Annotated in this window: 25 protein-coding genes and 1 tRNA gene; 14 read left to right on the top strand and 12 right to left on the bottom strand. The window is 65.3% G+C overall.

The annotated features are described in order from the left end of the window. Nucleotides 1-35 precede the first annotated feature (35 nt). Nucleotides 36-2,048: an alpha/beta hydrolase family protein gene (locus ACP7BY_RS13930; RefSeq protein WP_137902458.1), complete on the bottom strand. Its 2,013-nt coding sequence runs from the start codon at nucleotides 2,046-2,048 to the stop codon at nucleotides 36-38. 124 nt (nucleotides 2,049-2,172) lie between these two features. Between ACP7BY_RS13930 and ACP7BY_RS13925 the strand changes: the two genes are divergently transcribed. Together ACP7BY_RS13925 and ACP7BY_RS13920 are read left to right on the top strand one after the other, a co-directional pair. After that, entirely contained in the window at nucleotides 2,173-3,831 is a 1,659-nt protein-coding gene (locus tag ACP7BY_RS13925; protein WP_033964436.1) for a M28 family metallopeptidase, read from the top strand. Nucleotides 3,832-3,834: 3 nt separating this feature from the next. Further along, entirely contained in the window at nucleotides 3,835-4,809 is a 975-nt protein-coding gene (locus ACP7BY_RS13920; protein ID WP_137902457.1) for an agmatine deiminase family protein, read from the top strand. Between the two features lie 140 nt (nucleotides 4,810-4,949). Here ACP7BY_RS13920 and ACP7BY_RS13915 read toward each other — a convergent pair whose 3' ends face one another. Beyond that, the gene (locus tag ACP7BY_RS13915; RefSeq protein WP_310065973.1) at nucleotides 4,950-6,179 is read right to left on the bottom strand and encodes an NRAMP family divalent metal transporter; all 1,230 of its coding nucleotides are present in this window, start codon (nucleotides 6,177-6,179) and stop codon (nucleotides 4,950-4,952) included. A 143-nt stretch (nucleotides 6,180-6,322) separates the two neighbouring features. Between ACP7BY_RS13915 and aguB the strand changes: the two genes are divergently transcribed. After that, nucleotides 6,323-7,174 carry an N-carbamoylputrescine amidase gene (gene aguB / locus ACP7BY_RS13910; protein ID WP_033966798.1) on the top strand — a complete coding sequence of 284 codons (852 nt, stop codon included), beginning with the start codon at nucleotides 6,323-6,325 and terminating at the stop codon, nucleotides 7,172-7,174. 30 nt (nucleotides 7,175-7,204) lie between these two features. Next, nucleotides 7,205-7,771 (top strand): DUF4337 domain-containing protein, encoded by a 567-nt coding sequence (locus ACP7BY_RS13905; RefSeq protein ID WP_033966796.1) that lies wholly within the window; start codon nucleotides 7,205-7,207, stop codon nucleotides 7,769-7,771. Between the two features lie 6 nt (nucleotides 7,772-7,777). Here the strand turns inward: ACP7BY_RS13905 and ACP7BY_RS13900 are convergent, their stop codons facing one another. Beyond that, nucleotides 7,778-8,029: a hypothetical protein gene (locus ACP7BY_RS13900; protein ID WP_137902456.1), complete on the bottom strand. Its 252-nt coding sequence runs from the start codon at nucleotides 8,027-8,029 to the stop codon at nucleotides 7,778-7,780. A gap of 45 nt (nucleotides 8,030-8,074) precedes the next feature. Beyond that, nucleotides 8,075-8,737: a uracil-DNA glycosylase gene (locus tag ACP7BY_RS13895; RefSeq protein ID WP_033966803.1), complete on the bottom strand. Its 663-nt coding sequence runs from the start codon at nucleotides 8,735-8,737 to the stop codon at nucleotides 8,075-8,077. A 23-nt stretch (nucleotides 8,738-8,760) separates the two neighbouring features. On the opposite strand from ACP7BY_RS13895, the gene folK reads away from it, so the two are divergent. Together folK and ACP7BY_RS13885 are read left to right on the top strand one after the other, a co-directional pair. Further along, nucleotides 8,761-9,237, top strand: a complete 477-nt coding sequence (gene folK, locus ACP7BY_RS13890; RefSeq protein WP_137902455.1) for a 2-amino-4-hydroxy-6-hydroxymethyldihydropteridine diphosphokinase — start codon at nucleotides 8,761-8,763, stop codon at nucleotides 9,235-9,237. Nucleotides 9,238-9,273: 36 nt separating this feature from the next. After that, nucleotides 9,274-9,349, top strand: a tRNA-Lys gene (locus tag ACP7BY_RS13885). Nucleotides 9,350-9,427: 78 nt separating this feature from the next. On the opposite strand, the gene ACP7BY_RS13880 is transcribed toward ACP7BY_RS13885, so the two are convergent. Further along, nucleotides 9,428-10,213, bottom strand: coding sequence for an SDR family NAD(P)-dependent oxidoreductase (locus tag ACP7BY_RS13880; protein WP_033966802.1), 786 nt, complete (start codon nucleotides 10,211-10,213; stop codon nucleotides 9,428-9,430). A gap of 107 nt (nucleotides 10,214-10,320) precedes the next feature. Between ACP7BY_RS13880 and ACP7BY_RS13875 the strand changes: the two genes are divergently transcribed. The 3 genes from ACP7BY_RS13875 (at nucleotide 10,321) to ACP7BY_RS13865 (ending at nucleotide 14,122) form a co-directional block, all read left to right on the top strand. Then, nucleotides 10,321-11,217 (top strand): LysR substrate-binding domain-containing protein, encoded by an 897-nt coding sequence (locus ACP7BY_RS13875; RefSeq protein ID WP_033966793.1) that lies wholly within the window; start codon nucleotides 10,321-10,323, stop codon nucleotides 11,215-11,217. A 92-nt stretch (nucleotides 11,218-11,309) separates the two neighbouring features. Next, nucleotides 11,310-11,807 carry a phosphatase PAP2 family protein gene (locus ACP7BY_RS13870; protein WP_033966791.1) on the top strand — a complete coding sequence of 166 codons (498 nt, stop codon included), beginning with the start codon at nucleotides 11,310-11,312 and terminating at the stop codon, nucleotides 11,805-11,807. 152 nt (nucleotides 11,808-11,959) lie between these two features. Further along, nucleotides 11,960-14,122, top strand: coding sequence for a TonB-dependent receptor (locus ACP7BY_RS13865; RefSeq protein WP_137902454.1), 2,163 nt, complete (start codon nucleotides 11,960-11,962; stop codon nucleotides 14,120-14,122). A gap of 41 nt (nucleotides 14,123-14,163) precedes the next feature. On the opposite strand, the gene ACP7BY_RS13860 is transcribed toward ACP7BY_RS13865, so the two are convergent. Beyond that, nucleotides 14,164-14,931 (bottom strand): helix-turn-helix domain-containing protein, encoded by a 768-nt coding sequence (locus ACP7BY_RS13860; RefSeq protein ID WP_137902453.1) that lies wholly within the window; start codon nucleotides 14,929-14,931, stop codon nucleotides 14,164-14,166. 71 nt (nucleotides 14,932-15,002) lie between these two features. Then, nucleotides 15,003-15,995, bottom strand: a complete 993-nt coding sequence (gene galE, locus ACP7BY_RS13855; protein ID WP_033966790.1) for a UDP-glucose 4-epimerase GalE — start codon at nucleotides 15,993-15,995, stop codon at nucleotides 15,003-15,005. A 66-nt stretch (nucleotides 15,996-16,061) separates the two neighbouring features. Between galE and msrA the strand changes: the two genes are divergently transcribed. Then, a complete protein-coding gene (msrA, locus tag ACP7BY_RS13850) occupies nucleotides 16,062-16,607 on the top strand; it encodes a peptide-methionine (S)-S-oxide reductase MsrA (RefSeq protein ID WP_033966801.1) in 546 nt (181 codons plus the stop codon). 71 nt (nucleotides 16,608-16,678) lie between these two features. On the opposite strand, the gene ACP7BY_RS13845 is transcribed toward msrA, so the two are convergent. Beyond that, entirely contained in the window at nucleotides 16,679-17,737 is a 1,059-nt protein-coding gene (locus ACP7BY_RS13845; RefSeq protein WP_171010456.1) for an L-threonylcarbamoyladenylate synthase, read from the bottom strand. Nucleotides 17,738-17,785: 48 nt separating this feature from the next. Between ACP7BY_RS13845 and ACP7BY_RS13840 the strand changes: the two genes are divergently transcribed. After that, nucleotides 17,786-19,507: an acyl-CoA dehydrogenase gene (locus tag ACP7BY_RS13840; RefSeq protein WP_137902451.1), complete on the top strand. Its 1,722-nt coding sequence runs from the start codon at nucleotides 17,786-17,788 to the stop codon at nucleotides 19,505-19,507. After that, nucleotides 19,504-20,340 (top strand): arylamine N-acetyltransferase family protein, encoded by an 837-nt coding sequence (locus tag ACP7BY_RS13835; RefSeq protein WP_137902450.1) that lies wholly within the window; start codon nucleotides 19,504-19,506, stop codon nucleotides 20,338-20,340. Before ACP7BY_RS13840 ends, ACP7BY_RS13835 begins: the two co-directional genes overlap by 4 nt. A gap of 175 nt (nucleotides 20,341-20,515) precedes the next feature. Here ACP7BY_RS13835 and ACP7BY_RS13830 read toward each other — a convergent pair whose 3' ends face one another. After that, on the bottom strand, nucleotides 20,516-20,872 hold the full coding sequence (locus ACP7BY_RS13830; RefSeq protein ID WP_010406195.1) for a GntR family transcriptional regulator: 357 nt from the start codon (nucleotides 20,870-20,872) through the stop codon (nucleotides 20,516-20,518). A gap of 39 nt (nucleotides 20,873-20,911) precedes the next feature. Continuing rightward, on the bottom strand, nucleotides 20,912-21,490 hold the full coding sequence (locus tag ACP7BY_RS13825; protein ID WP_137902449.1) for a nitroreductase family protein: 579 nt from the start codon (nucleotides 21,488-21,490) through the stop codon (nucleotides 20,912-20,914). A 116-nt stretch (nucleotides 21,491-21,606) separates the two neighbouring features. Here ACP7BY_RS13825 and ACP7BY_RS13820 point away from each other — a divergent pair, with 116 nt between their 5' ends. Beyond that, nucleotides 21,607-23,400, top strand: a complete 1,794-nt coding sequence (locus ACP7BY_RS13820; protein ID WP_033966113.1) for a peptide MFS transporter — start codon at nucleotides 21,607-21,609, stop codon at nucleotides 23,398-23,400. Between the two features lie 10 nt (nucleotides 23,401-23,410). Then, the gene (locus ACP7BY_RS13815) at nucleotides 23,411-24,106 is read left to right on the top strand and encodes an NnrU family protein (protein WP_033966112.1); all 696 of its coding nucleotides are present in this window, start codon (nucleotides 23,411-23,413) and stop codon (nucleotides 24,104-24,106) included. Here ACP7BY_RS13815 and ACP7BY_RS13810 read toward each other — a convergent pair. Further along, nucleotides 24,103-25,098, bottom strand: coding sequence for an aldo/keto reductase (locus ACP7BY_RS13810; RefSeq protein WP_033966111.1), 996 nt, complete (start codon nucleotides 25,096-25,098; stop codon nucleotides 24,103-24,105). The genes ACP7BY_RS13815 and ACP7BY_RS13810 overlap by 4 nt on opposite strands. Beyond that, nucleotides 25,095-26,381, bottom strand: a complete 1,287-nt coding sequence (locus ACP7BY_RS13805) for a dicarboxylate/amino acid:cation symporter (protein WP_033966110.1) — start codon at nucleotides 26,379-26,381, stop codon at nucleotides 25,095-25,097. Before ACP7BY_RS13805 ends, ACP7BY_RS13810 begins: the two co-directional genes overlap by 4 nt. Nucleotides 26,382-26,415: the final 34 nt, after the last annotated feature.

The following is a 26,415-nucleotide window of genomic DNA, read 5'->3' as shown; positions in this document are numbered from 1 at the left end:
TGCAAGAGGGCGGCCCGGCAACGGGCCGCCCTTTTTTATTTGGCGGGTGAGAGCGCCAGCGTGGTGCGCAGAAAGCCATCGGCCTTGTCGAGCATCGTGGCGCGCACGTTGCTGTCGTCGAGCTGATGGTCGAGCGCGTGGAACTCGACCAGTTCGACCGACTTGCCCGCTGCTTTCAGGCGACCCGCCATCAGCCGTGATTCGCCGATGCCGACATTCTGGTCGCGGTCCCCGTGGAACAGCAGCACGGGTGCGGTGATCCGCGCGGCATTCTGCGCCGGGGAGCCTTCGCGAACATGCGGGCCCTTGCCGATCCGCGCATCCTGTTCCGTAAAGTCGGTGAAGTCATGCCGTTCCTGCCGCAGCGTCTCCAGATCGGTAACGGGCGCGACCGCGATGATCGCCTTGAACAGGCTTGGATCGAGCACCGCCGATTGTAGCGCGGCATAGCCGCCATAGGACCAGCCGACGATCGCCAGCTTGGCAGGATCGGCAATGCCCTGCTTGATCAGCCAGCGACCGCTATCGTTGACGTCGCCGATCGCGGTGCGCCACGATTTGAAGCCATTTTCCTTGAACCAGGCGATGCCGTAGCCGGTTGATCCGCGATAATTGGGCTGGAGCACGGCATAGCCGCGATTGGCGAAGAATTGCGACAGCCAGTCGAAGTTCCATTCGTCGCGCGCTTCGGGGCCGCCATGCGGCATCACGATTGTCGGCAGGTTTTTGCCCGTGCTGCCGGGCGGCAGCGTGAGATAGGCCGGAATCTGCGTGCCATCGGCGGCAGTGAAGGTGATCGGCGTGCGAGCTGCAAGGGTCGTCTTGGCGAGCGCAGCGCGCGCCGGAAAGGCTTCGGCGAGGTGGCGCGTCGTCTTGTCGTAGAGATAATAATGGCCCGGATCGACATCGCTGCCCGCGAACAGCAGCAGCTTGCTCTCGTCGGCGCTGGCATCGACGAACGTGACCAGTGGCAGGCCGGGCAAGGCGCGCGACAGCGAGGCGGCGAGCTTTTTCAGATCGGGGTCGAAGAAAATGCTTTGCCGCTTGTCGGTGACAAAGCTTGCGCCGACCACGCGGTTCTGGCGTCCGATGCGGATCACGTCATCGATATCGACATCGGGGCGGTCGAGCACCAACGTGCGCGTCAGGCTGCCGTCGAGCGCGATCGTGTACAGCGCCCTGCGCCCATCCTTGGTGTCGAAACCGTAGACAAGGTTGTGGTCGCGATCGACTGCATAGGGATTGAAGCCCGACAGCACGCCGCCCGTCGTCTTGAGCGTGCCGAGCGGCAGCCAGGTGCGGTCGCCGGACTTGCGATACGAATAGAGGATCGTATCGCTGTTATAGCCTGTGTTGAGCTTGGGGCGCTTGCCCATGATGCGGACGCTACCGTAACCGTCGCTGATATAATCGACAGCATCGTTATTGGGCGGCTCGACGTTTGCGCGGCGCAGCGAAACGGTGTCGATCCGGTCGACGCCCACACCTTCGCGACTCTCTGCGATCAGCGATCCGGTGGTTGCCTCCGGCACATAGCTACGCGTGACCAGCACCGTGCCGGGCGCACCGCCATTCCAGTCGATCACGTCGCCCCCGCCAAAGGAGGCCCCGAGCGACCGTTCGTTGGTCCGCGCGCTGAGCACCTTCAAATTCTTGCCGTCGCTGTCGACCGCGACGAGGCGGGTATAGCCATTGAAGCCGCCATGGGTCAGCCCGGTGTCGAGGATCATGTAGATCCCGCAGATCAGCCGCGTGTCGGTCGACCATTTGCACGCGGTCAGCCGGTCGGGGTTGCCGCTGGACGCGAGTATGGGCTTTGGCACTCCGTCGGCGACCGACACCACGAACAAGCCGGCACCGTGCCCTTCAATGGCCGCGATATAGGCGATTGCCGTGCCGCTGGGCGAAAGGCTGACCTGCTGAATGTCTTCGCGCGCGCCGAAGCGCGTCGCCGCATCGCTGACGGGGGAGGGGGCGGCGGCGACGGCGGGCAGCAACGGTGTGGCGAGGCAAACGGCCAGCGCGGTCCCCAGCAGATATCGGTTCATGCTTTTCCCCTTTTTGCAGAGTGATACGCACTTTTAGGGGCGATGCAACGCGGCACCGCGCTTGGTTGCGCACGCGCACTGCGCCTGCCAAAAGGTGGCCACCCTAGCGACAGGATGATGGCCGATGCGCGCGATACCGACCCTTGCCCTCACTCTCGGTTTGCTGACAGCGGCAAACCCCGTGCTGGCCCAGAATGGGCCGCTGCCCACGATCAGCGTCGAGACGCTGAAGGACGTCACCAAGACGCTCTCCTCCGATGCGTTCGAGGGGCGCAAGCCGACCACGGCGGGCGAGGCCAAGGCGACAGACTATATCGTCGAGCGCTTCAAGGCCGCCGGGTTGAAGCCGGGGAATGACGGCAAATGGTTTCAGGACGTGCCGCTGGTCGAACTGACCGCGAAGAACGTGACGCCGCTCAGCTTCACCGGCGGCAAGGCCCCGGTGAGCCTCGCCTATCGCAGCGATGTCGTGATCGCCACTTATCGCGTGACGCCCAGGATCGACATTCGGAACAGCCCGGTGGTGTTCGTCGGCTATGGCATCACCGCGCCCGAGCGCGGGTGGGACGATTATGCGGGCGTCGATGTGAAGGGCAAGACCGTCGTCATCCTGGTCAACGATCCCGACTGGCAGACGCCAACCAACCAAGGCCTCTTCGAGGGGCGCGCGATGACCTATTATGGCCGCTGGACCTACAAGTTCGAGGAAGCCGCGCGCCACGGGGCGGCTGCCGCGATCATCGTGCACGAAACCGCGCCTGCCGCTTATGGCTGGGGCGTGGTGCAATCGAGCTGGACCGGCCCGCAATTGGAGCTGGACGAAGCGGGCGACCATGCCGACCAGAGCCAGGCGATCGGCTGGATGCAATTGGCCAAGGCGCGCGAACTGTTCGCGAGCGCCGGACAGGATTTCGATGCGCTGAACGCGGCGGCGAAGGTGAAGGGCTTCAAGGCGGTTCCGCTGGGCGTCACCGCATCGGTATCGTTCGACAACACGATCAAGCGGCAGGCCTCGAAGAATGTGATCGGCATCCTTCCGGGTACGACGGCGCCGAACGACTATGTCTATTACACCGCGCATTGGGACCATCTTGGGCATTGCGATGCGGTGAAGGGCGACGACATCTGCAATGGCGCGCTTGACAATGCGAGCGGGGTCGCCGGGCTGGTGGCACTCGCCGAGGCCAATGTGAAGGCAGGCCCGGCGCGGCGCACGCTCGTATTCCTGTCGGTCACCTGCGAGGAATGCGGGCTGCTGGGGTCGCGTTATTATGCGCAGCACCCGATCTACCCGATCGCGCAGACCGTCGGCGGCGTGAACATGGACGGGCTCAACACCGTTGGCCGCGCGAAGGATTTCGTGGTGACCGGCGCGGGCAAATCCGAGCTGGAAGACCGCATGAAGCTGCTGGTCGAAGCGCAGGGGCGGGTGGTGAAGCCCGAACCCAATCCCGAGCGCGGCAGCTATTTCCGCTCCGACCATTTCAGCTTCGCCAAGCTCGGCGTGCCGATGTTCTATGGCGAATCGGGTGAGGATCTGCGCGTTGGCGGCGAGGCGGCGGGCCATGCCGCGACGCTCGATTATATCGAGCATCGCTATCACAAGCCGCAGGACGAATATAATCCGGCGTGGGACTGGGCGGGCGCGGTCGAGGATGTGCAGCTTTATTATGCGCTCGGCCGGTCGCTGGCGGATGGTTCGGACTGGCCGAACTGGTACAAGACCGCCGAATTCCGCGCGATTCGCGATCAAAGCCGCGCCAGCGCCACCGCAGGAAAGTAAAGCATGACTCGTCCCTTGCCGCCCGCCGAATGGGCCCCGCACAAAGCCGTCTGGATCGGCTTCCCGAGCCATCCCGAATTGTGGGAAGCCGATCTCGAACCCGCGCAGGAAGAAGTCGCGGCGTTCGCGCGCGCGGTGCATGCCGGGGGGCGCGGCGAGCGCGTGCTGCTCGTCGCCGCCAACGATGCGGCGGCAGCGGCCGCCGAGCGGCTGGCGGGCGATGTCGCGAGCGTCGTGGTCGAGCCGTTCGGCGACATCTGGTTGCGCGACACCGGGCCGATCGTGCTGTCCGACGGCAGCGCACGTGACTTTGGCTTCAACGGCTGGGGCGGCAAATATGATTTGCCGGGCGACGACGATATCGGGCGGCGGCTGGCCGCGCGCAAGAAACTGCCGGTCGAAAGCTGCGACTGGGTGCTGGAGGGCGGCGCGATCGACGGCGATGGCACCGGGCTGGTGGTGACGACCGAGCAATGCCTGCTCAACCCCAATCGCAACCCGTCCTTGACCAGGAGCGAGATCGAGCAGCGCCTGCGCGACGATCTCGGGCTGGTCGACGTGCTATGGCTGGGCGACGGGTTGATGCACGACCATACCGACGGGCATGTCGACAATCTGGCGCGTTTCGTTGCGCCGGGGGTGTTGGTGATCCCGGAGGCGGCGGAGAATGACCCCAATTGGCTGGTCTATCAGCGCGCCGCGCAAGCCGCATCCGCCAAGGACGGCATCGAGCTGGTGCGGATCCCGTCGCCCGGTCGCGTGCTTCGCGACGACGAGATCGTGCCCGCCAGCTATATGAACTTCTACATTGGCAATGCCGCCGTCGTGGTGCCGCTCTACGGTGCGCCCAACGACGATGCTGCGGTGGCGGCGGTGCAGGCGCTGTTTCCGGATCGCGCGGCGGTGGGCTTGCGGGCGGACGCAATCCTGACCGGGGGCGGGAGCTTCCACTGCATTTCGCAGCAACTGCCGGCGTAACGGGGGGCATTGGGCTCCGCGCGCCGCCACTCTACCCGTTCGTTTCGAGCGTAGTCGAGAAACCTGCGCGACCTGTGACAGGTTTCTCGACTACGCTCGAAACGAACGGACAGGGGTACGATGGTCGTGGGGCCTCCCTCTTATTGCAAAACGAAAAACGCCAGCGACGCCACTGCCATCACGGCGGTGGCGATCCAGCCGATGACGATCATCGGCCAGGGCAGCGTCAGCCGGCCCATGATGCGGCGGTTGGTGGCGATCAGCATCATCACCGCCATCAGCGGCGCGGCCAGCACGCCGTTGACCACCGCGCTCCAGTAAAGCGCCTTGATCGGGTCGATCGCGGTGAAGTTGAGCGCGACCCCGCCCAACGTGGCAGCGGCGATGGTCGCGTAAAAGGCACGCGCCTCGCGCGGTTTGCGGCGCAGGCCCGAGGTCCAGCCCAGCATCTCGGACACGCCGTACGCAGCCGACCCAGCCAGCACCGGCACGGCCAGCATCCCCGTCGCGATGATCCCAACGGCGAACAGCGCGAAGGTAAACACCCCGGCGATCGGGCGCAGCGCTTCGGCGGCCTGCGACGAGGTCTTGATATCGGTCACCCCGTGCGCGTTGAGCGTGGCGGCGGTGGCGAAGATAATGAAGATTGCGATCAGGTTGGAAAAGCCCATCCCGATTACCGTGTCGTTGCGCACGCGCGCGAGCTCCGGGCCGGCCGCGCGGGGGGTGATGCACAAGGGCTTGGCATTGCGGCGGTGCATTTCCTCCACCTCCTGCCCGCTTTGCCAGAAGAAGAGGTACGGCGAAATCGTGGTGCCGAGGATCGCGACCAGCGCCATCGCATGGTCGGCGTCCCACGTCATGCCTGGCAGTACGGTGCTTTTCAGCGCGATCGACCACGGCACCTGCGCTGCAAACACCACCGCGACATAGGCGAAAAGCGACAGCGTCGCCCATTTCAGGATTGCGGCATAGCGTGGGTAACTGACGAAGGTTTCCAGGACGATACACACGACGCCGAAGGCGATCGTATAAACCAGCTCCGGTCCGCCAAGCAGCAGACGCAACGCCGCCCCCATCGCGCCGAGATCGGCACCGAGATTGATGACATTGGCGACCAGCAGCAGCAGCACGACCGCGCGCAGCAGATAGGGAGAATAATGCCGCCGCAGATTCTGCGCGATGCCGCAGCCGGTGACGAGGCCGATGCGCGCCGCGATCTCCTGCGTCACCACCATCAGCGGGTAGCTGAACAGCATCGTCCAGGCGAGGCCATAGCCAAATTGCGCACCGATCTGGCTGTAGGTGGCAATGCCGCTGGGATCGTCATCGGCGGCACCCGTAACGAGGCCGGGGCCAAGGGCGGCCAATATGTTTGCGGGGGGCGCGTCGTCGGGGCGATCGTGAGAAGGGCTTGGCATAACAGAGGGCTAACAGGTCGTGCGCGCGGAAGCGAGATGGCGGTGCGTTTGAACAGTGGCAGCCCCGCACCCACTCCCCTATATGGCGCGGCATGACCGAAATCACCGTCGCCGCGCTGCAGCTCGCCTTCACGTCCGATCTGGACGCCAACATCGCCCATGTCTCCGAACTCGTGCGCGAGGCGGCGGGCAAGGGCGCGCAAGTGATCCTGCCGCCCGAACTGTTCGAGGGCGAATATTTCTGCCGGATCGAGGATGAAGGACTGTTCGCGAACGCCAAGCCGGTAAGCGAGCACAAAGCGGTGCTGGCGATGCAGCGCCTGGCGCGCGAGCTGGGCGTGACGATCCCGACCAGCTTCTTCGAGGCCGATGGCCCGCACCATTACAATTCGCTGGCGATGATCGGGCCCGATGGCGCGGTGCAGGGCGTGTATCGCAAGAGCCATATCCCGGACGGCCCGGGCTATGAGGAGAAATTCTATTTCCGGCCGGGCAATACCGGCTTCAAGGTGTGGCCGGGGCCAGATGCCACGACGCTAGGCGTCGGCATCTGCTGGGACCAATGGTATCCCGAAACCGCGCGCGCGCTGATGCTGATGGGGTCGCAAGTGCTGTTCTTCCCGACCGCGATCGGCAGCGAGCCGCATGACACCTCACTCGACACCGCGCGGCTGTGGCGCCGCGCGATGGTGGGGCATGCGGTGTCCAACGTCGTGCCCGTGGTTGCCGCCAACCGCATTGGCGTGGAGCATGGCCAGACCTTCTACGGCACCAGCTTCATCACCGACGAGCGCGGCGACATTCTGGCCGAACTGGGCCGCGAGGAGACCGGGGTGATCGTGGCCACGCTCGACCTCGACCGCATCAAGCGCCACCGCGCCGCCTTCGGCTTCTTCCGCGACCGGCGGCCCGAGCTTTACGGGCGGTTGGTGCAGGACATCTGAGCTTCCACCGTCATGCGCTAGGATCTGTCCATGGAAATCGAAGTCAGCGCCGAAGCCAAGGACAAGCGGCTCAACCGCTGGGTGGCGATGACCGTCGTCATCCTGTCGGTGTTCATGGGGCTGGGCAACATCAAGGACGGCAACATCGTCCAGAACATGGCGCAGGCCAAAGCCGATTCGGTCGATCACTGGGCGCAGTATCAAGCGACCAAGACCAAGATCCACATCAACGAAACCGCGCGCGCCGAGTTGGTGGTGCTCTCGACCACACCCGCCGCGCGGGCGGCAGCGGCCAGCGCGATCGCCGGGCTTGACCGCGACATCACCAAATATCGCGCCGAAGTGCCGGTGCTGGCCAAGCAGGCGCAGGGCTTGGCTGACCGCTATGACGCGCTGAACGTCCATGACGACCAGTTCGACGCGAGCGAGGCGCTGATCGCCACCGCCATTTCGATGGCGGCGGTGGCGGCGCTGGCCGAGAGTTTCTGGTTGCTCGTGGCCGGGTGGGTGTTCGGCAGCTTCGGTCTGTTTATGGGGGTGTGCGGCTTTGCCGGCTGGGCGTTCCACCCCGATGTGCTGAGCAATTTCCTCGGCTGAAACGCGTCAGCGGCGCGGCGTCCCCACTTCGGCGCGCACCACCAGCGGTTTCTGGCAGCCATCGACCGTGCGCAGCACCGCCGCGATTTGCTGCGCGGGCGGTTCTTGCCCAAGCGGGCGAATGCTGGCGGTGGGGAGCGTGTCACTAGCCACGATGGCACCGTAATGTTGACACATCGGCTTGACCGCAGCCGTTCGGGCCTCGGGCGCGGCCGCGATCATCATGGGTGCCAACACCATCAAAGGGACAATCCGCATTGAAAGCCTCCGTTCAGAAGGCCGGATCATAACCGCAAAACGCCGTTACTGCGAGTCCCGCAGTTCCAGCGCCCGCGCGAACACTGCTTCGAACATCTCGGTCGTCAGCCGCCCGGTATTCTGATTGTAGCTGGAACAGTGATAGCTATCGATCAGGATACGGCCATCGGGCATGCGGTGTTCGGCAAGGTGGCCGAAGCGGCATTTGGGCAGCTTGCCGCCGAGCATCTTGACCGCTGACTGGTGCGCGGTCTGGCCCAGCGCCACTAAGATGCGCGCGTGCGGGAGTGCCGCCGCCTGCCCCTCCAGGAAGGGGCGGCAGGTGCGGATTTCCTCGGGCGTCGGCTTGTTCTCGGGCGGCAGGCATTTGACCGCGTCGAGGATCATCGCGCCGTCGAGCGCCAGCGTATCGTCGGGCTTGCCTTCATACTCGCCGGTGGCGAGGCCGAATTTGGCGAGCGTGCCGAACAGCAAGGGCGCGGAGCGATCCCCGGTGAACGGGCGGCCAGTGCGATTCGCGCCATATTGCGCGGGCGCGAGGCCGATGATGCCGAGCCAGGCGGCAGGGTCGCCAAAGGCGGTGACGGGGCCGTTCCACCAATCGGGATGCTCGGCCTGCAGGCTTTCGCGCAGGGCGACGAGGCGCGGGCAGCGCGGGCAATCGCGTGGGGGTTCGGTTTCGGGGATTGGGCTGGGTGCGAAGTTCATCAAGGTGCGATAGGCGTGTTTCGGTGCAAAGCTCAACCTATGCCATCGCCCTCGGGTCCAACCGGTGTGGCCGCCACGGCGGCCCGGTCGCCGAAGTGCGCGCGGCGATCGCCGCGCTGGACGGCGTAGTCGCAACGTCCCCGATTATCGGTAGCGCGCCGCTCGGGCCGTCGATCCGGCGCTTCGCCAATGCGGCGGTGCTGCTGGAGAGTGCGCTGACGCCGCCGCAGATGCTCGCTCGATTGAAAGCGATCGAACGCGCGTTCGGGCGGCGGCGTGGCGCGCGTTGGGGCGCGCGGGTGATCGACCTCGACATCGTGCTGTGGTCGGGGGGAATGTGGTCGACGGCAGGGCTGACCGTGCCGCATATCGCCTTTCGCGAGCGCGGCTTTGTGCTTGATCCATTACGCACGATCGCCCCCAATTGGCGCGATCCGGTAGCGGGCCGGACCGTCCGGCAGCTTCATGCGCGGCTGAACAAGCCGCAACCCCTGGGTTGACCGCGCCCGAACGCGCTCCTAACGCAAGCGCCGAGTGGGCCCGTAGCTCAGTTGGTAGAGCAACGGACTTTTAATCTGTAGGTCTCGGGTTCGAGTCCCGACGGGCCCACCATTCCCAAAGATCGGTCGCAGTTCCTTGCATCGCTGCCCCGCTGTCGGCGGCAAACGCCACCGGCAGCGGGGCTGGACGTTATGCGATCGTCGGAATGATCCCGCCTTCGGCGCGGATCGCCGCACCGTTGGTAACGGCGGCGAGCGGGCTGGCCAGATAGGTCACGATCGAGCCGATTTCGTCGGCGTCGATCAGGCGGCGGATCAACGAGAGCGGACGCAGCTTCTCGAAGAATTCGACCTCCTGCTCGGCCGCTGAGGCGTCCTTATTCTCGACCACCGACTGGATGAAATCGACGATCCCTTCGGAGCGGGTCGGCCCTGGCAACACCGAATTCACGGTCACCCCGGTTCCGCGCGTTTGTTCGGCCAGGCCGCGCGCAATCGACAATTGCGCGGTCTTGGTCATGCCGTAATGGATCATCTCGGCGGGGGGCAGCAGGCCGCTCTCGCTGGCGATGAAGATCACGCGGCCCCAATCGCGCGCCAGCATGCGCGGGAAATAATGCCGGGCGAGGCGGATGCCGCTGACCACGTTGACTTCGAAAAAGCGATGCCATTCCGCATCGCTGACCTCGACGAACGGTTTCGCTTCGTAAATGCCGAGATTGTTGACCAGAATATCGACCTCGGGCGCGGCGGCAATCAATGTTGCGGCACCCTCGGCCGTGGCGACGTCGGCGAGCACGCCGCGCACCGTGCCGAGCGCGGCGACTTCCGCGACTGCCGCGTCGAGCTTGGCCTGGTCGCGCCCGCTGACAATCACGGCGACCCCTTCCGCCGCGAGCCGCTTGGCGATCGCAAGACCGATCCCGGCGGTCGACCCTGTCACGATCGCCGTCTTGCCGTTGAGTTGCAGGTCCATCGTCATTTCCTTGCGTTGTTGTGGATGCTGCAAACGTAAGGCGACCGTACATTCGTGATTAGAATGTGGGATTACATTTCAGAAGTGATTCGATATCATGAAAACCGATGGACAACCGGCTTGGCGATATCGAGGTTTTCCTGGCGGCGGCGCGCGCGGGCCGTTTTGCCGCCGCTGCCAAAGAGCTACGGCTGACTCCGTCGGCGGTCAGCCGCAGCGTCGCCCGGCTCGAGGCGCGGCTGGGCGTCGTGCTGCTGCGCCGGACGACGCGCTCGCTTGCCTTGACCGTCGAAGGCGAAACCTATCGCGAGCGCATGGCGCGGCTGGTCGCGGACATGGCCGAGGTGGAAAGCGGCCTGGGGCGCGAGACGCAGACCCCGCGCGGGACGCTGCGAGTCAATGCGTCGGTGCCGTTCGGTACGCAGTGCCTGCTGCCGCTGCTGCCCGCCTTCACGGCGCGCTATCCCCATGTCCTGGTCGATCTCGCTTTGTCGGATGCACTCGTCGATCTGGTGGAGGAACGCGCCGACATTGCGATCCGGATCGGGCCGCTGCGCGACACCCGCTTGCGCGCGAAGAAGCTTGGGCACAGCAAGATGCTGCTGGTCGCCAGCCCGTCCTATCTCGCGCATTATGGCATGCCGCAAACGCCAGACGATCTCGATACGCATCGCTGCCTGCAGTTCAGCTTTCGGCGATCGGTCGATGGCTGGCCATTTCGGCTTGGCCAGCGTGTCGTGCACCGCGTGGTTGAAAGTTGTTTTCTCGGCAATTCGGGCGATGTCGTCCGCCTGATGGCGGTGGCCGGTGGCGGGATCGCGCGCCTCTCCCGCTTTCACGTCGCGGAGGATTTACGCGGCGGGCGGTTGGTCGAAGTGTTGGCCGCCTATAATCCGGGCGATGGCGAGGATATCCATGCCCTCTATTCGGCGCAGGACCGTCTTGCCCCGCGCGTGCGGGCGTTGCTCGACTATCTGGACGAAGCGCTGATCCTGCCCGGCTGATTCGTCGCGAGTCGCAGAATGGAGCGCAAATGGGTCGTGTTTGCGGTATCCAAAACGGTGCTACGGCGTTCCACCCGCAGGGAGCGACAGTGATGACCCAGATAATGGTGGACGTAACGGCATTGGGCGGCGGCACTGTGCTGTTGCTGGCGGTGGTGCTGGCGGGCGGCTTTCTTGCGGTGCAGCGGCGCTGGTTGACGCTGGTGCTGGTGGTGGTCGGGACGACGTCGGGGTCGATCGCGGTGACGCTGATCAAGGGGCTGGTCGCGCGGGTGCGACCGCCGCTCGACGAACGGCTCGTTGCGGTGTCCTCGGCCAGCTTCCCGAGCGGCCATGCCGCCAACAGCGCGATCGTCTACCTCACCTTGGCGTTGCTGCTGGTGCAGACGGTGCATGGACACGCGGCGCGTGTCTATATTCTCGCGGCAACGGCGGTGCTGGTGGTGCTGATCGGGGTCAGCCGTCTCTATCTGCACGTGCATTGGCCGAGCGACGTCGTTGGCGGCTGGGTGTTCGGTACGATTTGGGCGCTCGGCTGGTGGGCGCTTGGCCGCAAATTGGGGGCGGACACCCGCGCTCAGCGGCCGTAAGTTCCGCCGCTTCATTCATCGCGCAGCAATCTTGTACGGCGCACCCGCCCACACGGTCGAATCGTTTCCGGGAGACGACGAATTGACCTTGATATAGTATTACATAACATCTATCGCACTGCAGCATCGTTCTCTGAAAGGCCGTCCCCCGCATGTTTCGAGCCACCTTGTTGTCCAGCGCCGCTCTGTTGTTTTTCGTGCCTGCCACTGCTTATGCCGATACGGTAGCCGCTCCGGCTGCGACGGCGGATGCGCCGGGTGCCGCGACCGACAAGACCAACGGCGGACCGGATATCGTCGTGACCGGGCGGCTTGATGCCGCGCGCGCCTCGATCCAGCCTAGCCTCGGTGCGACGACCTACACCATCACCAGCGAGACGATTCGCGCCTTGCCCGGCGGTGACAATCAGCAGCTCAACCAGATCCTGCTGCAATTGCCGGGCGTGGTGCAGGATGGCGGCGGCCAGTTCCATGTGCGCGATGACCATAACAACCTGCAATATCGTATCAACGGCACGATCCTGCCCGAAGGCGTCGCCGTGTTCGGGCAGACGCTGAGCCCGCGCCTGGTCGAGCGGTTCGATCTGCGCACCGGCGCGCTGCCCGCGCAATATGGGCTGCGCACGGCGGGCATCATCGACATCACCACCAAGAATGGCTTCAAAAATGGTGGCGAAGTGTCGCTTTATGGCGGCACCAACGACACCATCCAGCCGAGCTTCGACTATGGCGGCTCGACGGGCAAAACCAATTATTTCGTTACCGGCAGCTACAAGCACAGCAATATCGGGATCGAGGCGGTCGATGGCGGCCGCACCCCGCTGCACGACGACACCGACCAATATCAGGGCTTCGTCTATGTCGACCACACGCTGAACGAGAACAATCGCGTGTCGTTCATGGGCGGCTATTCCGACCAGAGCTTCCAGATTCCCAATCCGCGCGGCCTCACCCCCAGCCACGGCTATAACGTTGGCGGCGTTACCAATTTTCTCAGCGACACTCTCGATGAGCGGCAGCACGAGCGCACTGCCTTTGGCCTTGCCAGCCTGTTGCACGATGCCGGCCCGGTCACGCTGCAGGCATCGCTGTTCGCGCGCTATTCCAGCTTGCGCTACACACCCGATACGCTCGGCGAATTGCTGTTCAACGGCATCGCGCAAAAGGCGTTCAAGCAGGACTTCACCTTTGGCGGTCAGGTCGAGGGTGTGTACCGCGCCAGCGATGCGCATACCCTGCGCGGCGGCGTGATCGTGTCGCGCGACCGCAGCAACAGCCAGACCTCGAGCCAGGTGTTCCCGGTGGATGGCACAGGCGCGCAAATCGGCCAGCCGATCACGGTCGTCGACAATGGTGCCAAGACCGAAATGACCTACAGCGTCTATCTGCAGGACGAATGGAAGATCGCCGCGCCGTTGATCGTCAATTTCGGTGGGCGCTTCGACCATTATGACGGCTATCGTTCCGAATCGCAGTTCTCGCCGCGCATTAATGCCGTGCTCACACCGTCCAAGGGGCTGACGCTCCATGCCGGCTACGCGCGCTATTTCTCGCCTGCGCCCTTCTCCAATGTCGCCACCAACAGCGTGTTGAAGTATCGCGGCACCAGTGCGCAGGCACCGGGCGATGACGGCGTCAACCCGCCGCTCGCCACCGTGCCCTTTGCCGAGCGGCAGGACTATTTCGATATCGGTGCCGAACAGAAGATCGGGCGGGTCACGCTCGGGATCGACGCGTACCACCGGCGCTCGAAAAATCTGGTCGACGAAGGCCAGTTCGGTGCGCCGATCATCCTGACGCCGTTCAATTATGCGCGCGGGCGGATCGACGGGATCGAAGGCAATATTTCCTATCAGCACGGCCCGTTGTTGGCTTATGCCAATTTTTCCTACGCCAAGGCCAAAGGGTTTTCGATCGCGTCGGGCCAGTTCAATTTTTCGCCCGATGACCTGGCCTATATTGCGAAGAACTACATCTATCTCGACCACGACCAGACCTATACCGGGTCGGCGGGCGTGTCGTACCGGTTCGATCAGGGCTTTCTGCGCGACAGCCGCGTGGGCGGCAGCATGATTTACGGGTCTGGCCTGCGCAAGGATGGCGACGTGCCCAATGGCGGCAAGCTGACGCCCTATGCGGTGTTCAACCTGACCGCGAGCCATGAGTTCAAGGGGCCGGGCGTGACGATCCGTGCCGACATCATCAACGTGGCCGACCGCGTCTATGAAATCCGCGATGGGTCGGGCGTGGGCGTGGGCGCACCGCAATTCGGTGCGCGCCGCGGCTTCCTGTTCGGGATCAGCAAGACGATCTGATGCCGTGTCCCCCTCCCGCGTGCGGGAGGGGGAGCGCACCATCAGCCGATGGTTACCCCGACGATCTGCCAGCGGCCATCGACGCGATCGAGCGTGACCGTTTCGATCGCGTCGGCCTTGTTGGCGAAGCTGGTGCGGAATTTGACCATCGTATAGCCGGCCGGCGGTGCCGGGACGTCCTCCTCGCTGACGAATCCCCGCGAGATCACCGCGCCAAGCGGCACGCGAACCTGCTGCGAGGTCCGCGACCAGACCTGCAACGTGTTCTGCTTGCGGAACGCCGGGCCGGTGCCGCGATAGCTCGCGTCCCAGTCATAATGGTCGACAAGGTCGAGCCAGTTGAGCGCCGCCGCCACCGCCTCGGCATGTGCCGGTGCAATGGTCGCGGTTGGCGGCGCGGTCGTGGGGCTCTGCGGCAGCGCGACAAGCACCAGGAGGGACAGGACAAGCGTCATGAGAACGACTCCGATCAGACGGGAGGAGGGGCGGTAGGTGCGCCCCGCGCCGACGACCGGCGTGCCGTCCTGATCGTCGTGGGGGGCGGTTGCGTCGTCCCCGATTCGCACGTCCCCTAAGAAATCGGGGGGCAGAAACCCCGCGCCGCCCTCGGCGTCGAGCAACAGGCGTGCGGCCTCGCGGCTGCTCGAAACCGCCATCTTCCGCCGCGCATCGCGCAGGCGCTCGTTGATTGTATGGACCGACAGGCCAAGGTTGCGCGCGACCGACTTCGCATCGTGACCGCGCACGATCAGACGAAGCGTCTGCTTTTCCTTTTCGGTGAGCGCCCAAAAGGCGTCTTTCCCCGGCATCTCCATGCCTTGGCCTAGGTCGCGGACGGTAGTGCGACTACCCCCAAAAATTCGTGGGTGCGCGCGGCGGTCTAGCGATCGCCCAACTTGCGTTCCCACGCCAGCGCATCGCGCACGATGAGATCGAGATCGGCACGCTGGGGCGTCCAGTCGAGCGTCGCCAGGATCGCGCGATTGTCGGCGACCAGTTCTCCCGCATCGCCCGCGCGGCGGCCCTCGATGACGCGGTTGAGCTTGCGGTTGGTCACGCGGTCGACCGCATCGAGCACTTCGAGCACCGAGAAGCCCTTGCCATAGCCCGCGTTGAGCGTGTGGCTCTTGGCGGGTTCGGCGATCAGCAGGTCGAGCGCCGCGACATGCGCCGCCGCCAGATCGCTGACATGGATATAGTCGCGCACGCCCGTGCCATCGGGCGTGTCATAATCGGTGCCATAGACTCCGACCGTCTCGCGCTTGCCCAGCGCCGCCTCGACCGCGATCTTGATGAGGTGGGTGGCACCGATCGTCGACTGGCCGGCGCGCTGCTGCGGATCGGCACCCGCCACGTTGAAATAGCGCAAGGCGGCATAGTTCATCGGATGCGCGGCGGCGACGTCGCGCAGCATCGCCTCGGTCATCAGCTTGGAGGTGCCATAGGGGTTGATTGGCACGGTCGGGTCGCTCTCGGCGATCGGCACGCGCACCGGCGTGCCATAGGTCGCGGCGGTTGAGGAAAAGATGAAGTGCTTGACGCCCGAGACGACCGCGCTTTCGATCAGCGCGCGGCTGGCGACGGTGTTGTTGCGATAATATTTGAGCGGATTGCTGACCGATTCGGGCACGATGATCGATCCGGCGAAGTGCATCACCGCCTGCACCTGATGGTCGCGCAGCGTCGCGCGGACCAGCGCATCATCCTCGATCTCGCCGCGCACCAAAGTCGCGCGTGGATCGACCAGCCAGTCGAAGCCGGTGCTGAGATTGTCATACACCACCACGCGGTGTCCCGCGTCCAGCAGTGCGAGCACTGCATGGCTGCCGATATAGCCCGCTCCGCCCGTTACCAGCACCGATCCGTCCAGCATTCTACCCTCGCTCTTTTTGTCCGGGCCCCGCGTCCCTATCTTGCAGCCCTAAACGAGGAGCGAATGATGGCAAGCGAAGTCGCAACCCTGGCAGGCGGATGTTTCTGGTGCACCGAGGCGGTGTTCAAGGACGTGATCGGCGTGGAGCGCGTCGAAAGCGGTTATATCGGCGGCAGCGTTCCGCATCCGACCTACAAGCAGGTGTGCGGGGGCGATACCGGCCATGCCGAGGCGATCCGCGTGACTTTCGATACCGATCAGGTGTCCTATGGCGACATCCTCGACATGTTCTTTGCAACGCACGATCCGACGCAGCTCAACCGCCAGGGCAACGATGTCGGCACGCAATATCGCTCGGCGATCTTCCCGGCGGATGATGCGCAGCGCGCCGAGGCCGAGGCGGCCAAGGCGCGCGCGGCGGCGGACTGGCCGGCCCCGATCGTCACCACGATCGAGCCGATGGGCGAATGGTATCCGGCCGAGGATTACCACCAGCAATATTGGGAAGGCGAAGGCCAGCGGAACCCCTATTGCCTGGCGGTGATCCCGCCCAAGCTGGCCAAGCTGCGCAAGAGCTTCGCCGCGCGGTCGAAGGCGGCGGTGAGCGCTTAAGGGTTCTTCTCTGCGATCTCTGCGCGAACAGAAGGTTTGTTCGCGCAGAGGCGCGGAGGACGCGGAGGGTCTCAGGTGTCGCGGTGCGCCGCGCGCCGCAGACGGTCGTTAATGGCTTCGCCGATGCCGTCGTTCGGGATTGGCGCGATCGCTATGGTCGTGCTCGGTGATGCGTCGGCCTGGTAGAGCGCGTCGAACAGCTTGGCGGCGGCTTCGATGAGGTTGGCGGTGGGCGACAGGTTGGTGTCGCCCGCGATTGTGCCGAAGCCGATCAGATAGTCTCCGTCCGTCGCTTCGGTCGCGTTGAGGCGGAGCGCTTTGCGCGGCGCATAATGGCTGGCGAGTTGGCCGGGGGCGACGATTGTTGCCCCCTCCCTCCACCCCGGCGAAAGCCGGGGCCCAGGAGAGATGGCGGTTGTGGCGGGTGCTGCACGCAATGATTCCCCGCTCGCGACTGGGCCCCGGCGTTCGCCGGGGTGATCGTCCGGGGTTGGGAGGGTGCCAAGAACCCCAGCCAGCGCATCCGCCGTAATCGGCCCCGGTCGCAGGATCTCGCGCCCCAGCACGATCGTCGATTCGAGCCCCGCCTCGGTCGCGCCGTCGTCCACCACCAGCGGAATGCGCCCGCCGAGGCTCGCAACGACATGCTCGGCGCGGGTCGGGCTGATCGCGCCGCTGGCATTGGCCGAGGGCGCGGCGAGCGGCTTGGCGGTGGCGGCGAGCAGCGCGCGCATCGCGCGGTGCGCGGGGACGCGCAGCGCGATCGTGGGCAGGCCCGCTGTCACCAAAGCGGCGATCCCGGCATCGGCGCGGAGCGGCAGCACCAGCGTCAGCGGCCCCGGCCAGAACGCCGTCGCCAGCGCCAGCGCGGTGTCGTCGAACGTGGCGATCGCCTGCGCGGCTGCCAGATCGAGCACATGCACGATCAGCGGGTTGAAGCTCGGGCGCCCTTTGGCCGCGTAGATCCGCGCGACGGCGTGCGAATCGGTGGCGTCGGCGGCGAGGCCATAGACCGTCTCGGTCGGTATCGCGACGGGCTGGCCCTTAGCGATCAGCGCGGCGGCGGCGGCGATGCCCGCCGCGCCGTAGGGTAAGGTCTGTGTCGCGCAAGGCGGGTTTGGCGTGGTCATTATCGCGGGCTATAGCCGTGCAAAGCCTGTTGCATAAGAGGATGCCCGATGTTCACCCCCGCCACCGCCGATCAGCGCTTCGTGCTCGATCATGTCGTCGGCATTGCCGATCTCGTCGCCACCGACCGCTTCGCCGCCGCGAGCGACGACGTCGTCGATGCCGTGCTCGAAGGCGTTGGGCAACTGGCGGCGGGCGAATGGGCACCGCTGCTGCGCACGGGCGACACGGTTGGCGCGAAATGGACGCCCGAAGGCGTGGTGATGCCCGCAGGCTTCGTGAAGGCCTATCACGATTATGTCGAAGGCGGCTGGGGCACGATCGGCGTGCCGGAGGAATTCGGTGGGCAGGGCCTGCCCTTTGCGATCCAGACCGCGGTGCTCGATACGCTCGGCAGCGCCAATATGGGCTTTGCGCTTGCCCCCACGCTGACGGTCGGCGCGATCGAGGCGCTGGCGCATCACGGCAGCCCCGAACAGCAGGCGCAGTATCTGCCGCACCTGGCGACCGGGGAATGGACCGGCACGATGAACTTGACCGAGCCGCAGGCGGGTTCGGACGTCGGCGCGCTGCGCACCACCGCGACCCCGCTTGGCGACGGGAAGTGGAGCATCAAGGGCACCAAGATCTACATCTCCTTCGGCGACCATGACATGGCCCCCAACATCGTCCACCTCGTGCTCGCGCGCACGCCGGGGGCACCCGCCGGGACCAAGGGGATTTCCTTGTTCCTGGTGCCGAAATATCGCCTCAACGCCGATGGCACGCCGGGTGCCTTTAACGATGTCCGCGTCGTGTCGATCGAGCATAAGATGGGGCTGCACGCTTCGCCGACCTGCGTGCTGAGCTTTGGCGACAACGATGATTGCATCGGCGAACTGATCGGCGGCGAGTTCGGCGGGATCCGCGCGATGTTCACGATGATGAACAATGCCCGGCTCAATGTCGGCTTGCAGGGCGTGCAGGTGGCCGAGGCCGCGACGCAGGCGGCGGTCGGCTATGCGCTGGAGCGCGTGCAATCGCCGCGCGCCGGATCGGGCAGCGCCGAGCCGGTCAAGATCGTCGAGCATCCCGATGTGCGGCGCATGTTGCTGCGCATGAAGGCGCAGACTCAGGCGGCGCGCGCCTTGGTCTATTATGCCGCAAGCCAAGTCGACCGCGCGACGCTCGGCCAGGCGGGCGGGCAGGAGCGGCTCGATATCCTGACTCCGCTGGCCAAGGCGCATGGCACCGATATCGGCAATGAAGTCGCCAGCCTCGGCATTCAGGTGCATGGCGGGATGGGCTATATCGAGGAGACGGGCGCGGCGCAGTTCTTCCGCGATGCGCGTATCACTCCGATCTATGAAGGCACCAACGGCATTCAGGCGGCCGATCTGGTCGGGCGCAAGCTCGGGCTCGACAATGGCGGGGTGTTTGCGCGCCTGATCGCCGACATGCGCGCCGAGGCCGCGGATGCAGGGCTGCGCACGCTGATCGACGCCTGTGACGAGATCGGGCGCGGCATGGCGGGGCTGTCGGCCGATGACAAATTGGCCGCGAGCTATCCCTTCCTGACGATGCTGTCGGTCGCGGTGTGCGGCTGGCTGATGGAGCGGTCGGGCCGCATCGCCTCCACTGCCGAGGGCGACCGCGCGTTTCTCAGCATGAAGGTGGCGGCGGCGCGCTTCTATGTCGCGCAGATCGTGCCCGAGGCGCTGGGGCTGAAGGCGGCGGCAACCGCCACGGCGGACGTGCTCTATTCGGTAACGGCGGAGGCTTTCGCTGCATGAGCGAGACCGCCTTCGATCTCGACGCCTATCTCGCCCGCATCCGCCTGCCTGCCCGCCCGACCGTCGATTCCTACGGTCTGGCAGCGTTGCAGCGCGCGCACCGTCTGGCGATTCCGTTCGAGAATCTCGACGTCTTGCTCGGGCGCGGCATTGCGATCGACAGCGACTCCGTCTTCGCCAAATTGGTGACGGCCGGGCGCGGCGGTTATTGTTTCGAGCATAACCGGCTGTTCCTCGATGCGCTGGCGGCGTTGGGCTTCGTCGCCAGCCCGGTGCTCGCGCGGGTCTGGCTGGGGGCGACCGATGTGCCACCGCTGACGCACACCTTCAGCCTCGTCACGCTCGGCGAGGAGACATGGATCGCCGATGCCGGATTTGGCGGCAGCTACACTCCGCCAATGCCGCTGATCGCCGGGACCGAAGTGAGCGCGCCCGATGGTGCGACCTTCCGGCTTGAGCAGAACGATGCGCATGGCTGGATGCTGCTGCGCGACGGCGACCCCGCGACCACCGACGGGCGCGGGACCGGCAGCGGGTTTCAGCCGCAATATAGTTTCTCGCCCGTGCCGGTGCATCCCACCGATCTCGCGCTCAGCAACCATTGGACGTCGACCGCGCCCCAAAGTCGCTTCCGCCAGGTCGGCGTGGTCAGCATCGTCTTGCCCAACGGGCTCGCCTCACTGACCGACGCCCAATATCGCCGCCGTGCGGGGGGCGAGGAAACGCAAGCGATCATCACCGATCCGCGCGTCTACCGGATGCGCCTCAGCATGATGTTCGGCATTACGCTGAGCGCCGAGGACGTGGCGGCGCTGGGGGTGGTGGCGGCGTAGCGGAAGAGGCGGTGACCCCGATCCCGTTCGGACGAACGCACTGGTCCGTTCGGGGCACTCCCCCTCATCCGTTCGGGCTGAGCCTGTCGAAGCCCCGCTCTCCACAGGCGCAGCGTTCGCGCGGGGAGAGGTGCCCTTTTGACAGGCTCAGGGCGAACGGTGTGGGGGCGGGCGCTTAGGCCTTTTCGCGTTCCAGCAGATCCGCGGCATCGAGCCCGAGCAGATCGATATGCGCGGCGATGCGCGGCCAGCTGGTTTTGACGAAATGCTCGCGCTCGGCCGCGCGCAGCTTTTCGGCGGCACCGGGCAGCACGAACATGCCGACGCCGCGCCGCACCTCGACATAGCCATCGTCCTGAAAACTCTGATAGGCCTTGGCGACGGTCAGCGGGTTGGCGCCATGTTCGGCGGCAAGCGCGCGGACCGATGGGAGCTGGTCACCCGCGCGAAAGTCCCCGCGCAGGATCGCCGCGGAAATGGTGCCGCGCAGCTTGATATAGACCGGGCTGTCTTCGCTGTTCAACGCTGTCATGCTACCCTAATACAGCAATGGTCGTTTCTGTCCAGTACTTCAGCCATCCCACTTTGTGATGATCGCGCTCGGATCGGGACGGGGGCGCTCCTCCAGCGGGCGGCTGGGCGTGCCGAGAAAGAAGAATCCGGCGATGCGTTCCGGCGCCGCGCCGAACGCATCGCGCACCGCGTCCGAATAGCTCGGCCAGCCGGTCAGCCAGCCGCCGGCAAAACCCAGCGCATGCGTGGCGTGCAGCAGATTCATGCCGACCGCGCCGACCGACAGTTCCTGCTCCCACAAAGGAATATGGCTGGTGGTGCGCGGCGAGAAGAGCAGCACGACGAGCGTGGGGGCCTGGTGCGCGAATTGCTCGAGCGCGGCGATCTCGGTCGTGGCGGCCTGCGGGCGTTCGGCGCGATAGGCGGTGGTGATGACGTTGGCGAGCGCGTCGCGCTGTTCGGGGGCCACCACCACGAAGCGCCACGGGGCGATCTTGCCGTGGTCGGGCGTGCGCGCGGCAATGGTGAGGATCTGGTCAAGCTGCGCCGCATCGGGGCCGGGCGCGACCAAATCGCGCGGGCGGCCAGAGCGGCGGGTGGCGAGAAGCGAGAGCGGGGTGGTGCGGTCGTTGAGCATCGCGATCCCATAGCGGCCACGCAGGCATATTTACACACCCACGATTGGCGTTAGTCTCTGCGGTAACCAACGGTGTCGGCTTTACGGACACTGCGCCATTTCAGGGAGCTTCTTACATGGTGGACACCCCGACCGCGGACACCCCGCGCGAGCCGGATATTACGCACGTCAATCCGGCGACGGGCGCGATGTGGTTCGGCCATCCGCGCCAGCTCGCCCGGCTGTTCACCACCGAAATGTGGGAGCGCTTCGGCTATTACGGCATGCGCGCGCTGCTCACGCTGTACCTCACCAAGCATTTCGTGTTCGGCGATCGTGCCGCGACCGGTTTGTACGGAGGCTTCACCGCACTCGTTTATCTGACCCCATTGGTGGGCGGGTATCTCGCCGATCAGTATCTCGGCTCCAAGCGGTCGGTGAAGTTCGGCGCGATCATGATGGCGGTCGGCTATTTCACCTTGTGCTTCGGTGGGCAGACGGCAGTGCCGTTCGCGACAATCGACGGCCAGCGCTATGATGTGCAGGTCGAAGCCAAGGGCAGCACCGAACAGCGCTACATCGTCGACCACGGCAAAAGACTGCAAGTGAAGGGCAATGACGACGGCACCGTCTCCTTGCTCGCGCCCGACGGCAGCTCCGCGCGGACGATCGCCAAGGACGGCTTCAAATCGGATGCCGAGCGCAGCCCGCTGTTCGTGACGATCATGCTCCTCGCGCTTAGCCTGATTTCGGTCGGCAACGGCTTCTTCAAACCCAACATCTCGACGATGGTCGGCGAGCTTTACCCCCAAGGCGATCGTCGCCGCGATTCGGGTTTCACCATTTTCTATATGGGAATCAATCTCGGGTCGCTCGGATCGCAGATCCTGTGTCCGATCCTCGCCGACACCTTCGGTTGGTGGGCGGGCTTCGGCCTCGCAGCGGTCGGCATGCTGATTTCTTATGCGTTGATCCAGTTCGATGGTGGCAAGCTCAACGGTTATGGCGAGGCCCCGGTGCGCAGCGGGCCCGATCGCGCGCTGCCGATCTATATCGGTGCGCTGGTCGCGGTGCCGGTCCTGTATTTCCTGTTCACCAATTTGATGAATGCGGTGCCGCCGGTGCCGGGCTCGGGCTTTATCGGCTATCTTGCGTCGCTGTCGCTGATGGGCAAGTTGCTGTTCGGCACCTTCCTCATTTCGATCCCGGGCATCCTGATCTGGTCGTTCGTGGTGGGCGACCGCCGCGAATTCCAGATGATGCTGGCGGCGATGGTGTTGATCGTGTTCAACGTCGTGTTCTGGACGCTGTTCGAGCAGGCCGGTTCGTCGCTGACGCTGTTCGCCGATCGCAATACTGATTTGCGGCTGTTCGGCGATTTCGCGATCTCGGCACCGCAGACGCAGTTCTTCAACGCCTTCTTTATCGTCACGCTTGCGCCGGTGATGAGCGTTTTGTGGACGGCACTTGCCAAGCGCGGGCTGGAGCCATCGATTCCGGTCAAGTTCGGCATCGCGCTGATCGGGGTCGGTGCGGGTTTCCTGTTCCTGGTGCTGGGCGCGGGGTTTGCCGGCCCCAATTTCCAGGTCGGCATATGGTGGCTGGCCGGGCTCTACTTGATCCACTCGGTTGCGGAATTGTGCATTTCACCCGTCGGCCTGTCGATGATCACCAAGCTGTCGATCGCGCGGATCGTCGGATTGATGATGGGCGTGTGGTTCCTGTCGATCTCCTGCGCGCAATATGTCGCCGGGATCGTCGCGCAGTTCGCCAGCGTCGATACGGTCGGCGGCGAGGTAACCAACCTGAAGGTCAGCCTCGACACCTATACGGGCACCTTCACGACCATCGCCGAAGTTGCGATGGCGTTGGGCGTTCTTCTGCTATTGTTGGCCTGGCCGCTGAAGAAGTGGATGCACGGCGTCAAATAGGGGAAGCGCGATGGATGGCACGGAGATGGTGATCGCCGCGGCAGCGGCCTTCGTTGGAACGCATTTCCTGCTGTCGCATCCGCTGCGCAGCCCCCTCGTCAAGGCGGTTGGCGCGAACGGGTTCATGGGGGTCTACGCACTGGTCGCCTTCGCCACGCTCGGCTGGCTGGCGCATGCCTATCGTGCCGCCCCTGCCACCGCGCCTTTATGGGCGGTGGGAGAGGGGATTTGGGGCCCCGTCACGCTGGTGATGTTGCTGGCAAGCGTGCTGCTGATGGGATCGCTGCTCGGCAATCCCGCGCTGCCCGGGCCACCCGTCGCGGCCGCTCCGGCTGCGGCGCGCGGCATGTTCAGCGTCACGCGGCACCCGATGCTGTGGGCGTTCGCTTTGTGGGGGCTGTGCCACATCGCGGTCTATCCGATCGCCGCCAACATCGTCGTCGCGATCGCGATCATCGTGCTCTCGCTGGTCGGCGCGGCGCTGCAGGACCGCAAGAAGGAGGTGCTGCAACCCGATCTGTGGCGCGATTGGGAGCGCAAGACGAGCTATTGGCCGTTCCTCGCCATCGCGCAGGGCCGCGCGCGCTTCGGCGGCTTCCGCCCGCATGACCTGGCGGGCGGGGTAGTGATCTGGCTGGCCGCGACCTGGGCGCATATCCCTATCGCCGGTGTGGCGGTGGGGCTGTGGCACTGGGTTTACCGCTAGAGCCGCACCATCTTCATCATCGGGCCCCCATAACGCGGCCCCGCCGTGCCACCGCGCGGCGCTGCGCGGTCGAGCGCGGTCAGATCTTCGGCGGTCAAGCTCACCTCCACCGCCGCCATGCTGTCCTCCAGCGTCGCGCGGCGCTTGGAACCGGGGATCGGCACGATATCGTCGCCTTGTGCCAGCAACCAGGCGAGCGCGACTTGAGCGCCGCTGACGCCGTGGGCGGCGGCGATCTGCTTGACGACATCGACGATCTTGAGGTTTTCCGCGAAATTCTCTTCCGAATACCGCGGATCGTTGCGGCGATAATCGCCCTCGGGCAGATCGTCGCGCGACGTGATCTGGCCGGTCAGGAAACCGCGCCCGAGTGGGCTATAGGGCACGAAACCCGTGCCGAGTTCGCGGCAGGGGGGCAGGATCTCTTCCTCGATATCGCGCTCCCACAGCGAATATTCGGATTGCAGCGCGGCGATCGGATGCACTGCCGCCGCCTTGCGCAGCGTCGCGGCGCTCGCCTCGGACAGGCCGAGGAAGCGGACCTTGCCCTCGCGCACCAGCTCGGCCATCGCGCCGACAGTGTCCTCGATCGGCACGTTCGGGTCGACGCGGTGCTGGTAGAACAGATCGATCGTGTCGATGCCAAGCCGCTGGAGCGAGCCTTCGCACGCGCGGCGGATGTTGGCGGGGGTGCTGTCGACACCGGATACCTTGCCGTCGTCGCCGAAGCGGAAGCCGAATTTGGTCGCGATCACCAGCCCGTCACGCTTTCCGCGAATGGCGCGGCCGACCAGTTCCTCGTTGATCAGCGGACCATAGACTTCGGCGGTGTCGAACAGCGTCACGCCCAACTCGATCGCACGGTGGATCGTGGCGATGCTCTCGGCTTCGGTCGCCGCGCCGTACATATTGGGGCCGACGCCCGCCATCGGCATGCAGCCGAGGCCAAGTGCGGAAACCGTGAGGTCGGGGCCAAGCGTGCGATATTTCATGAAGGGTGTTCCTGCAGCAAGGTGTCGGCGGCGGATAGCGGGAGCTTGTCCCCCCGCGCTGCCACGGTCAGCGTAACCGCCAGATCGAAGATGACGTTCCCGAGGGTTCGGAAAATATCCGGCATCGTCTCGACCGCGACCAGCAGCCCAAGCGGGGCGACGGGCACGCCGAGCGTCACCGCAATCGGCGCAATCGCGCTGATGAAGCTGATTTGCCCCGGCAGGCTGACCGAGCCGAGCGAGGTCAGCACGGCGACCACGGTCGCTGCCGCCAGCGTTGCGAAGGTCATCGGCACGCCGCACCACGCCGCGACATAGATCGCCACCGCCAGGTTCATCGCCGGGCCAGTCGCGCGCATCATCGCAACGGCGAGCGGCAGCACCACGCCCGAAGTGGCCACCGGTACATCCATCTCTTCCGAACTGCGCAACATCGCGGGCAAGCTGGCGAGCGAGGATTGCGTGCTGAGCGCGACCGCCAGCACCGGCAGCGAGGCGCGGATGAACCGCCCAAGCGCCATGCGGCCGCCCCAGATGGCGACGGGCACCGCAAACAGGCTGACCACGATCCCGACCGAGGACACCGTCACGATATAGTGGAACAGTGCGCCGACCGCTGCCGTCCCGGTCTTGGCGGCCACCGTCAGGGCGAGGGCGAACACACCGATCGGCGCGATCCAGATGATCCAGCCGATCATCACCAGCATCGCATCGCGGATCGCGGAAAAGAAGGTCAGCAACGCGGTACGGCCCGTGGCGTCGATCCGGGTAAGGGCGAAGGCGAAGATCAAAGCGAACAGAATCAGCGACAGGAACCCGCCATTGGCGGCGGCGGCGATGACGTTATTGGGCACCATCCCCGCCAGAAACTCACCGAGCGGCGGCACCGCGCCCGGCGGGCCGACATTTACCAGCGCACCGCGCAAGGCGGCGGCAGAGGCCTCCGGGATTGGCACCAGGCCAAGGAACAACGGCGTCAGCAACGCGGCGGCGACTGCGCTGCACACCATTACCACCACGATGATGCTGATCGCCCGCGCGGCCACCGCCCCGCTGCGCGCGGCCTCCGCAGTCGACGCAATGCCGGTGACCAACAGCGAGAACACCAGCGGAATCACCGTCATTTGCAGCGCATTGAGCCAGGCTGCGCCGATCGGCTGCGCAACCGCCGTTGCGCCCGGCACCGCACCGGGCAGCCAGGTGGCAAAAACAATCCCGAAGAGTAACCCCGCACCCAGCGACACTAGGATCCGCGTCGATGGGCTGTTCAACGTTGCAGACATACTCGCCCTTATCGGTAAGCGGCGCTATCAAGCG

Source organism: Sphingomonas sp. PSPC2-2, from assembly GCF_049897725.1.
Taxonomy (GTDB): Bacteria; Pseudomonadota; Alphaproteobacteria; order Sphingomonadales; family Sphingomonadaceae; genus Sphingomonas.
This window is presented reverse-complemented; position numbering and strand designations above follow the sequence as displayed.

What these genes read in the sequence shown, in the direction of transcription:
- aguB (WP_033966798.1), top strand. Translation starts at nt 6,323, where the DNA reads ATGACCGAAATCACCGTCGCCGCGCTGCAGCTCGCCTTCACGTCCGAT.
- ACP7BY_RS13895 (WP_033966803.1), bottom strand. Translation starts at nt 8,737, where the DNA reads ATGAACTTCGCACCCAGCCCAATCCCCGAAACCGAACCCCCACGCGAT.
- ACP7BY_RS13810 (WP_033966111.1), bottom strand. Translation starts at nt 25,098, where the DNA reads ATGAAATATCGCACGCTTGGCCCCGACCTCACGGTTTCCGCACTTGGC.
- ACP7BY_RS13930 (WP_137902458.1), bottom strand. Translation starts at nt 2,048, where the DNA reads ATGAACCGATATCTGCTGGGGACCGCGCTGGCCGTTTGCCTCGCCACA.
- ACP7BY_RS13845 (WP_171010456.1), bottom strand. Translation starts at nt 17,737, where the DNA reads ATGACCACGCCAAACCCGCCTTGCGCGACACAGACCTTACCCTACGGC.
- ACP7BY_RS13870 (WP_033966791.1), top strand. Translation starts at nt 11,310, where the DNA reads ATGACCCAGATAATGGTGGACGTAACGGCATTGGGCGGCGGCACTGTG.
- ACP7BY_RS13875 (WP_033966793.1), top strand. Translation starts at nt 10,321, where the DNA reads ATGGACAACCGGCTTGGCGATATCGAGGTTTTCCTGGCGGCGGCGCGC.
- ACP7BY_RS13825 (WP_137902449.1), bottom strand. Translation starts at nt 21,490, where the DNA reads ATGCTCAACGACCGCACCACCCCGCTCTCGCTTCTCGCCACCCGCCGC.
- ACP7BY_RS13920 (WP_137902457.1), top strand. Translation starts at nt 3,835, where the DNA reads ATGACTCGTCCCTTGCCGCCCGCCGAATGGGCCCCGCACAAAGCCGTC.
- ACP7BY_RS13925 (WP_033964436.1), top strand. Translation starts at nt 2,173, where the DNA reads ATGCGCGCGATACCGACCCTTGCCCTCACTCTCGGTTTGCTGACAGCG.
- ACP7BY_RS13820 (WP_033966113.1), top strand. Translation starts at nt 21,607, where the DNA reads ATGGTGGACACCCCGACCGCGGACACCCCGCGCGAGCCGGATATTACG.
- ACP7BY_RS13830 (WP_010406195.1), bottom strand. Translation starts at nt 20,872, where the DNA reads ATGACAGCGTTGAACAGCGAAGACAGCCCGGTCTATATCAAGCTGCGC.
- ACP7BY_RS13860 (WP_137902453.1), bottom strand. Translation starts at nt 14,931, where the DNA reads ATGCCGGGGAAAGACGCCTTTTGGGCGCTCACCGAAAAGGAAAAGCAG.
- ACP7BY_RS13905 (WP_033966796.1), top strand. Translation starts at nt 7,205, where the DNA reads ATGGAAATCGAAGTCAGCGCCGAAGCCAAGGACAAGCGGCTCAACCGC.
- ACP7BY_RS13900 (WP_137902456.1), bottom strand. Translation starts at nt 8,029, where the DNA reads ATGCGGATTGTCCCTTTGATGGTGTTGGCACCCATGATGATCGCGGCC.
- msrA (WP_033966801.1), top strand. Translation starts at nt 16,062, where the DNA reads ATGGCAAGCGAAGTCGCAACCCTGGCAGGCGGATGTTTCTGGTGCACC.
- ACP7BY_RS13815 (WP_033966112.1), top strand. Translation starts at nt 23,411, where the DNA reads ATGGATGGCACGGAGATGGTGATCGCCGCGGCAGCGGCCTTCGTTGGA.
- ACP7BY_RS13835 (WP_137902450.1), top strand. Translation starts at nt 19,504, where the DNA reads ATGAGCGAGACCGCCTTCGATCTCGACGCCTATCTCGCCCGCATCCGC.
- ACP7BY_RS13880 (WP_033966802.1), bottom strand. Translation starts at nt 10,213, where the DNA reads ATGGACCTGCAACTCAACGGCAAGACGGCGATCGTGACAGGGTCGACC.
- galE (WP_033966790.1), bottom strand. Translation starts at nt 15,995, where the DNA reads ATGCTGGACGGATCGGTGCTGGTAACGGGCGGAGCGGGCTATATCGGC.
- ACP7BY_RS13840 (WP_137902451.1), top strand. Translation starts at nt 17,786, where the DNA reads ATGTTCACCCCCGCCACCGCCGATCAGCGCTTCGTGCTCGATCATGTC.
- ACP7BY_RS13865 (WP_137902454.1), top strand. Translation starts at nt 11,960, where the DNA reads ATGTTTCGAGCCACCTTGTTGTCCAGCGCCGCTCTGTTGTTTTTCGTG.
- ACP7BY_RS13805 (WP_033966110.1), bottom strand. Translation starts at nt 26,381, where the DNA reads ATGTCTGCAACGTTGAACAGCCCATCGACGCGGATCCTAGTGTCGCTG.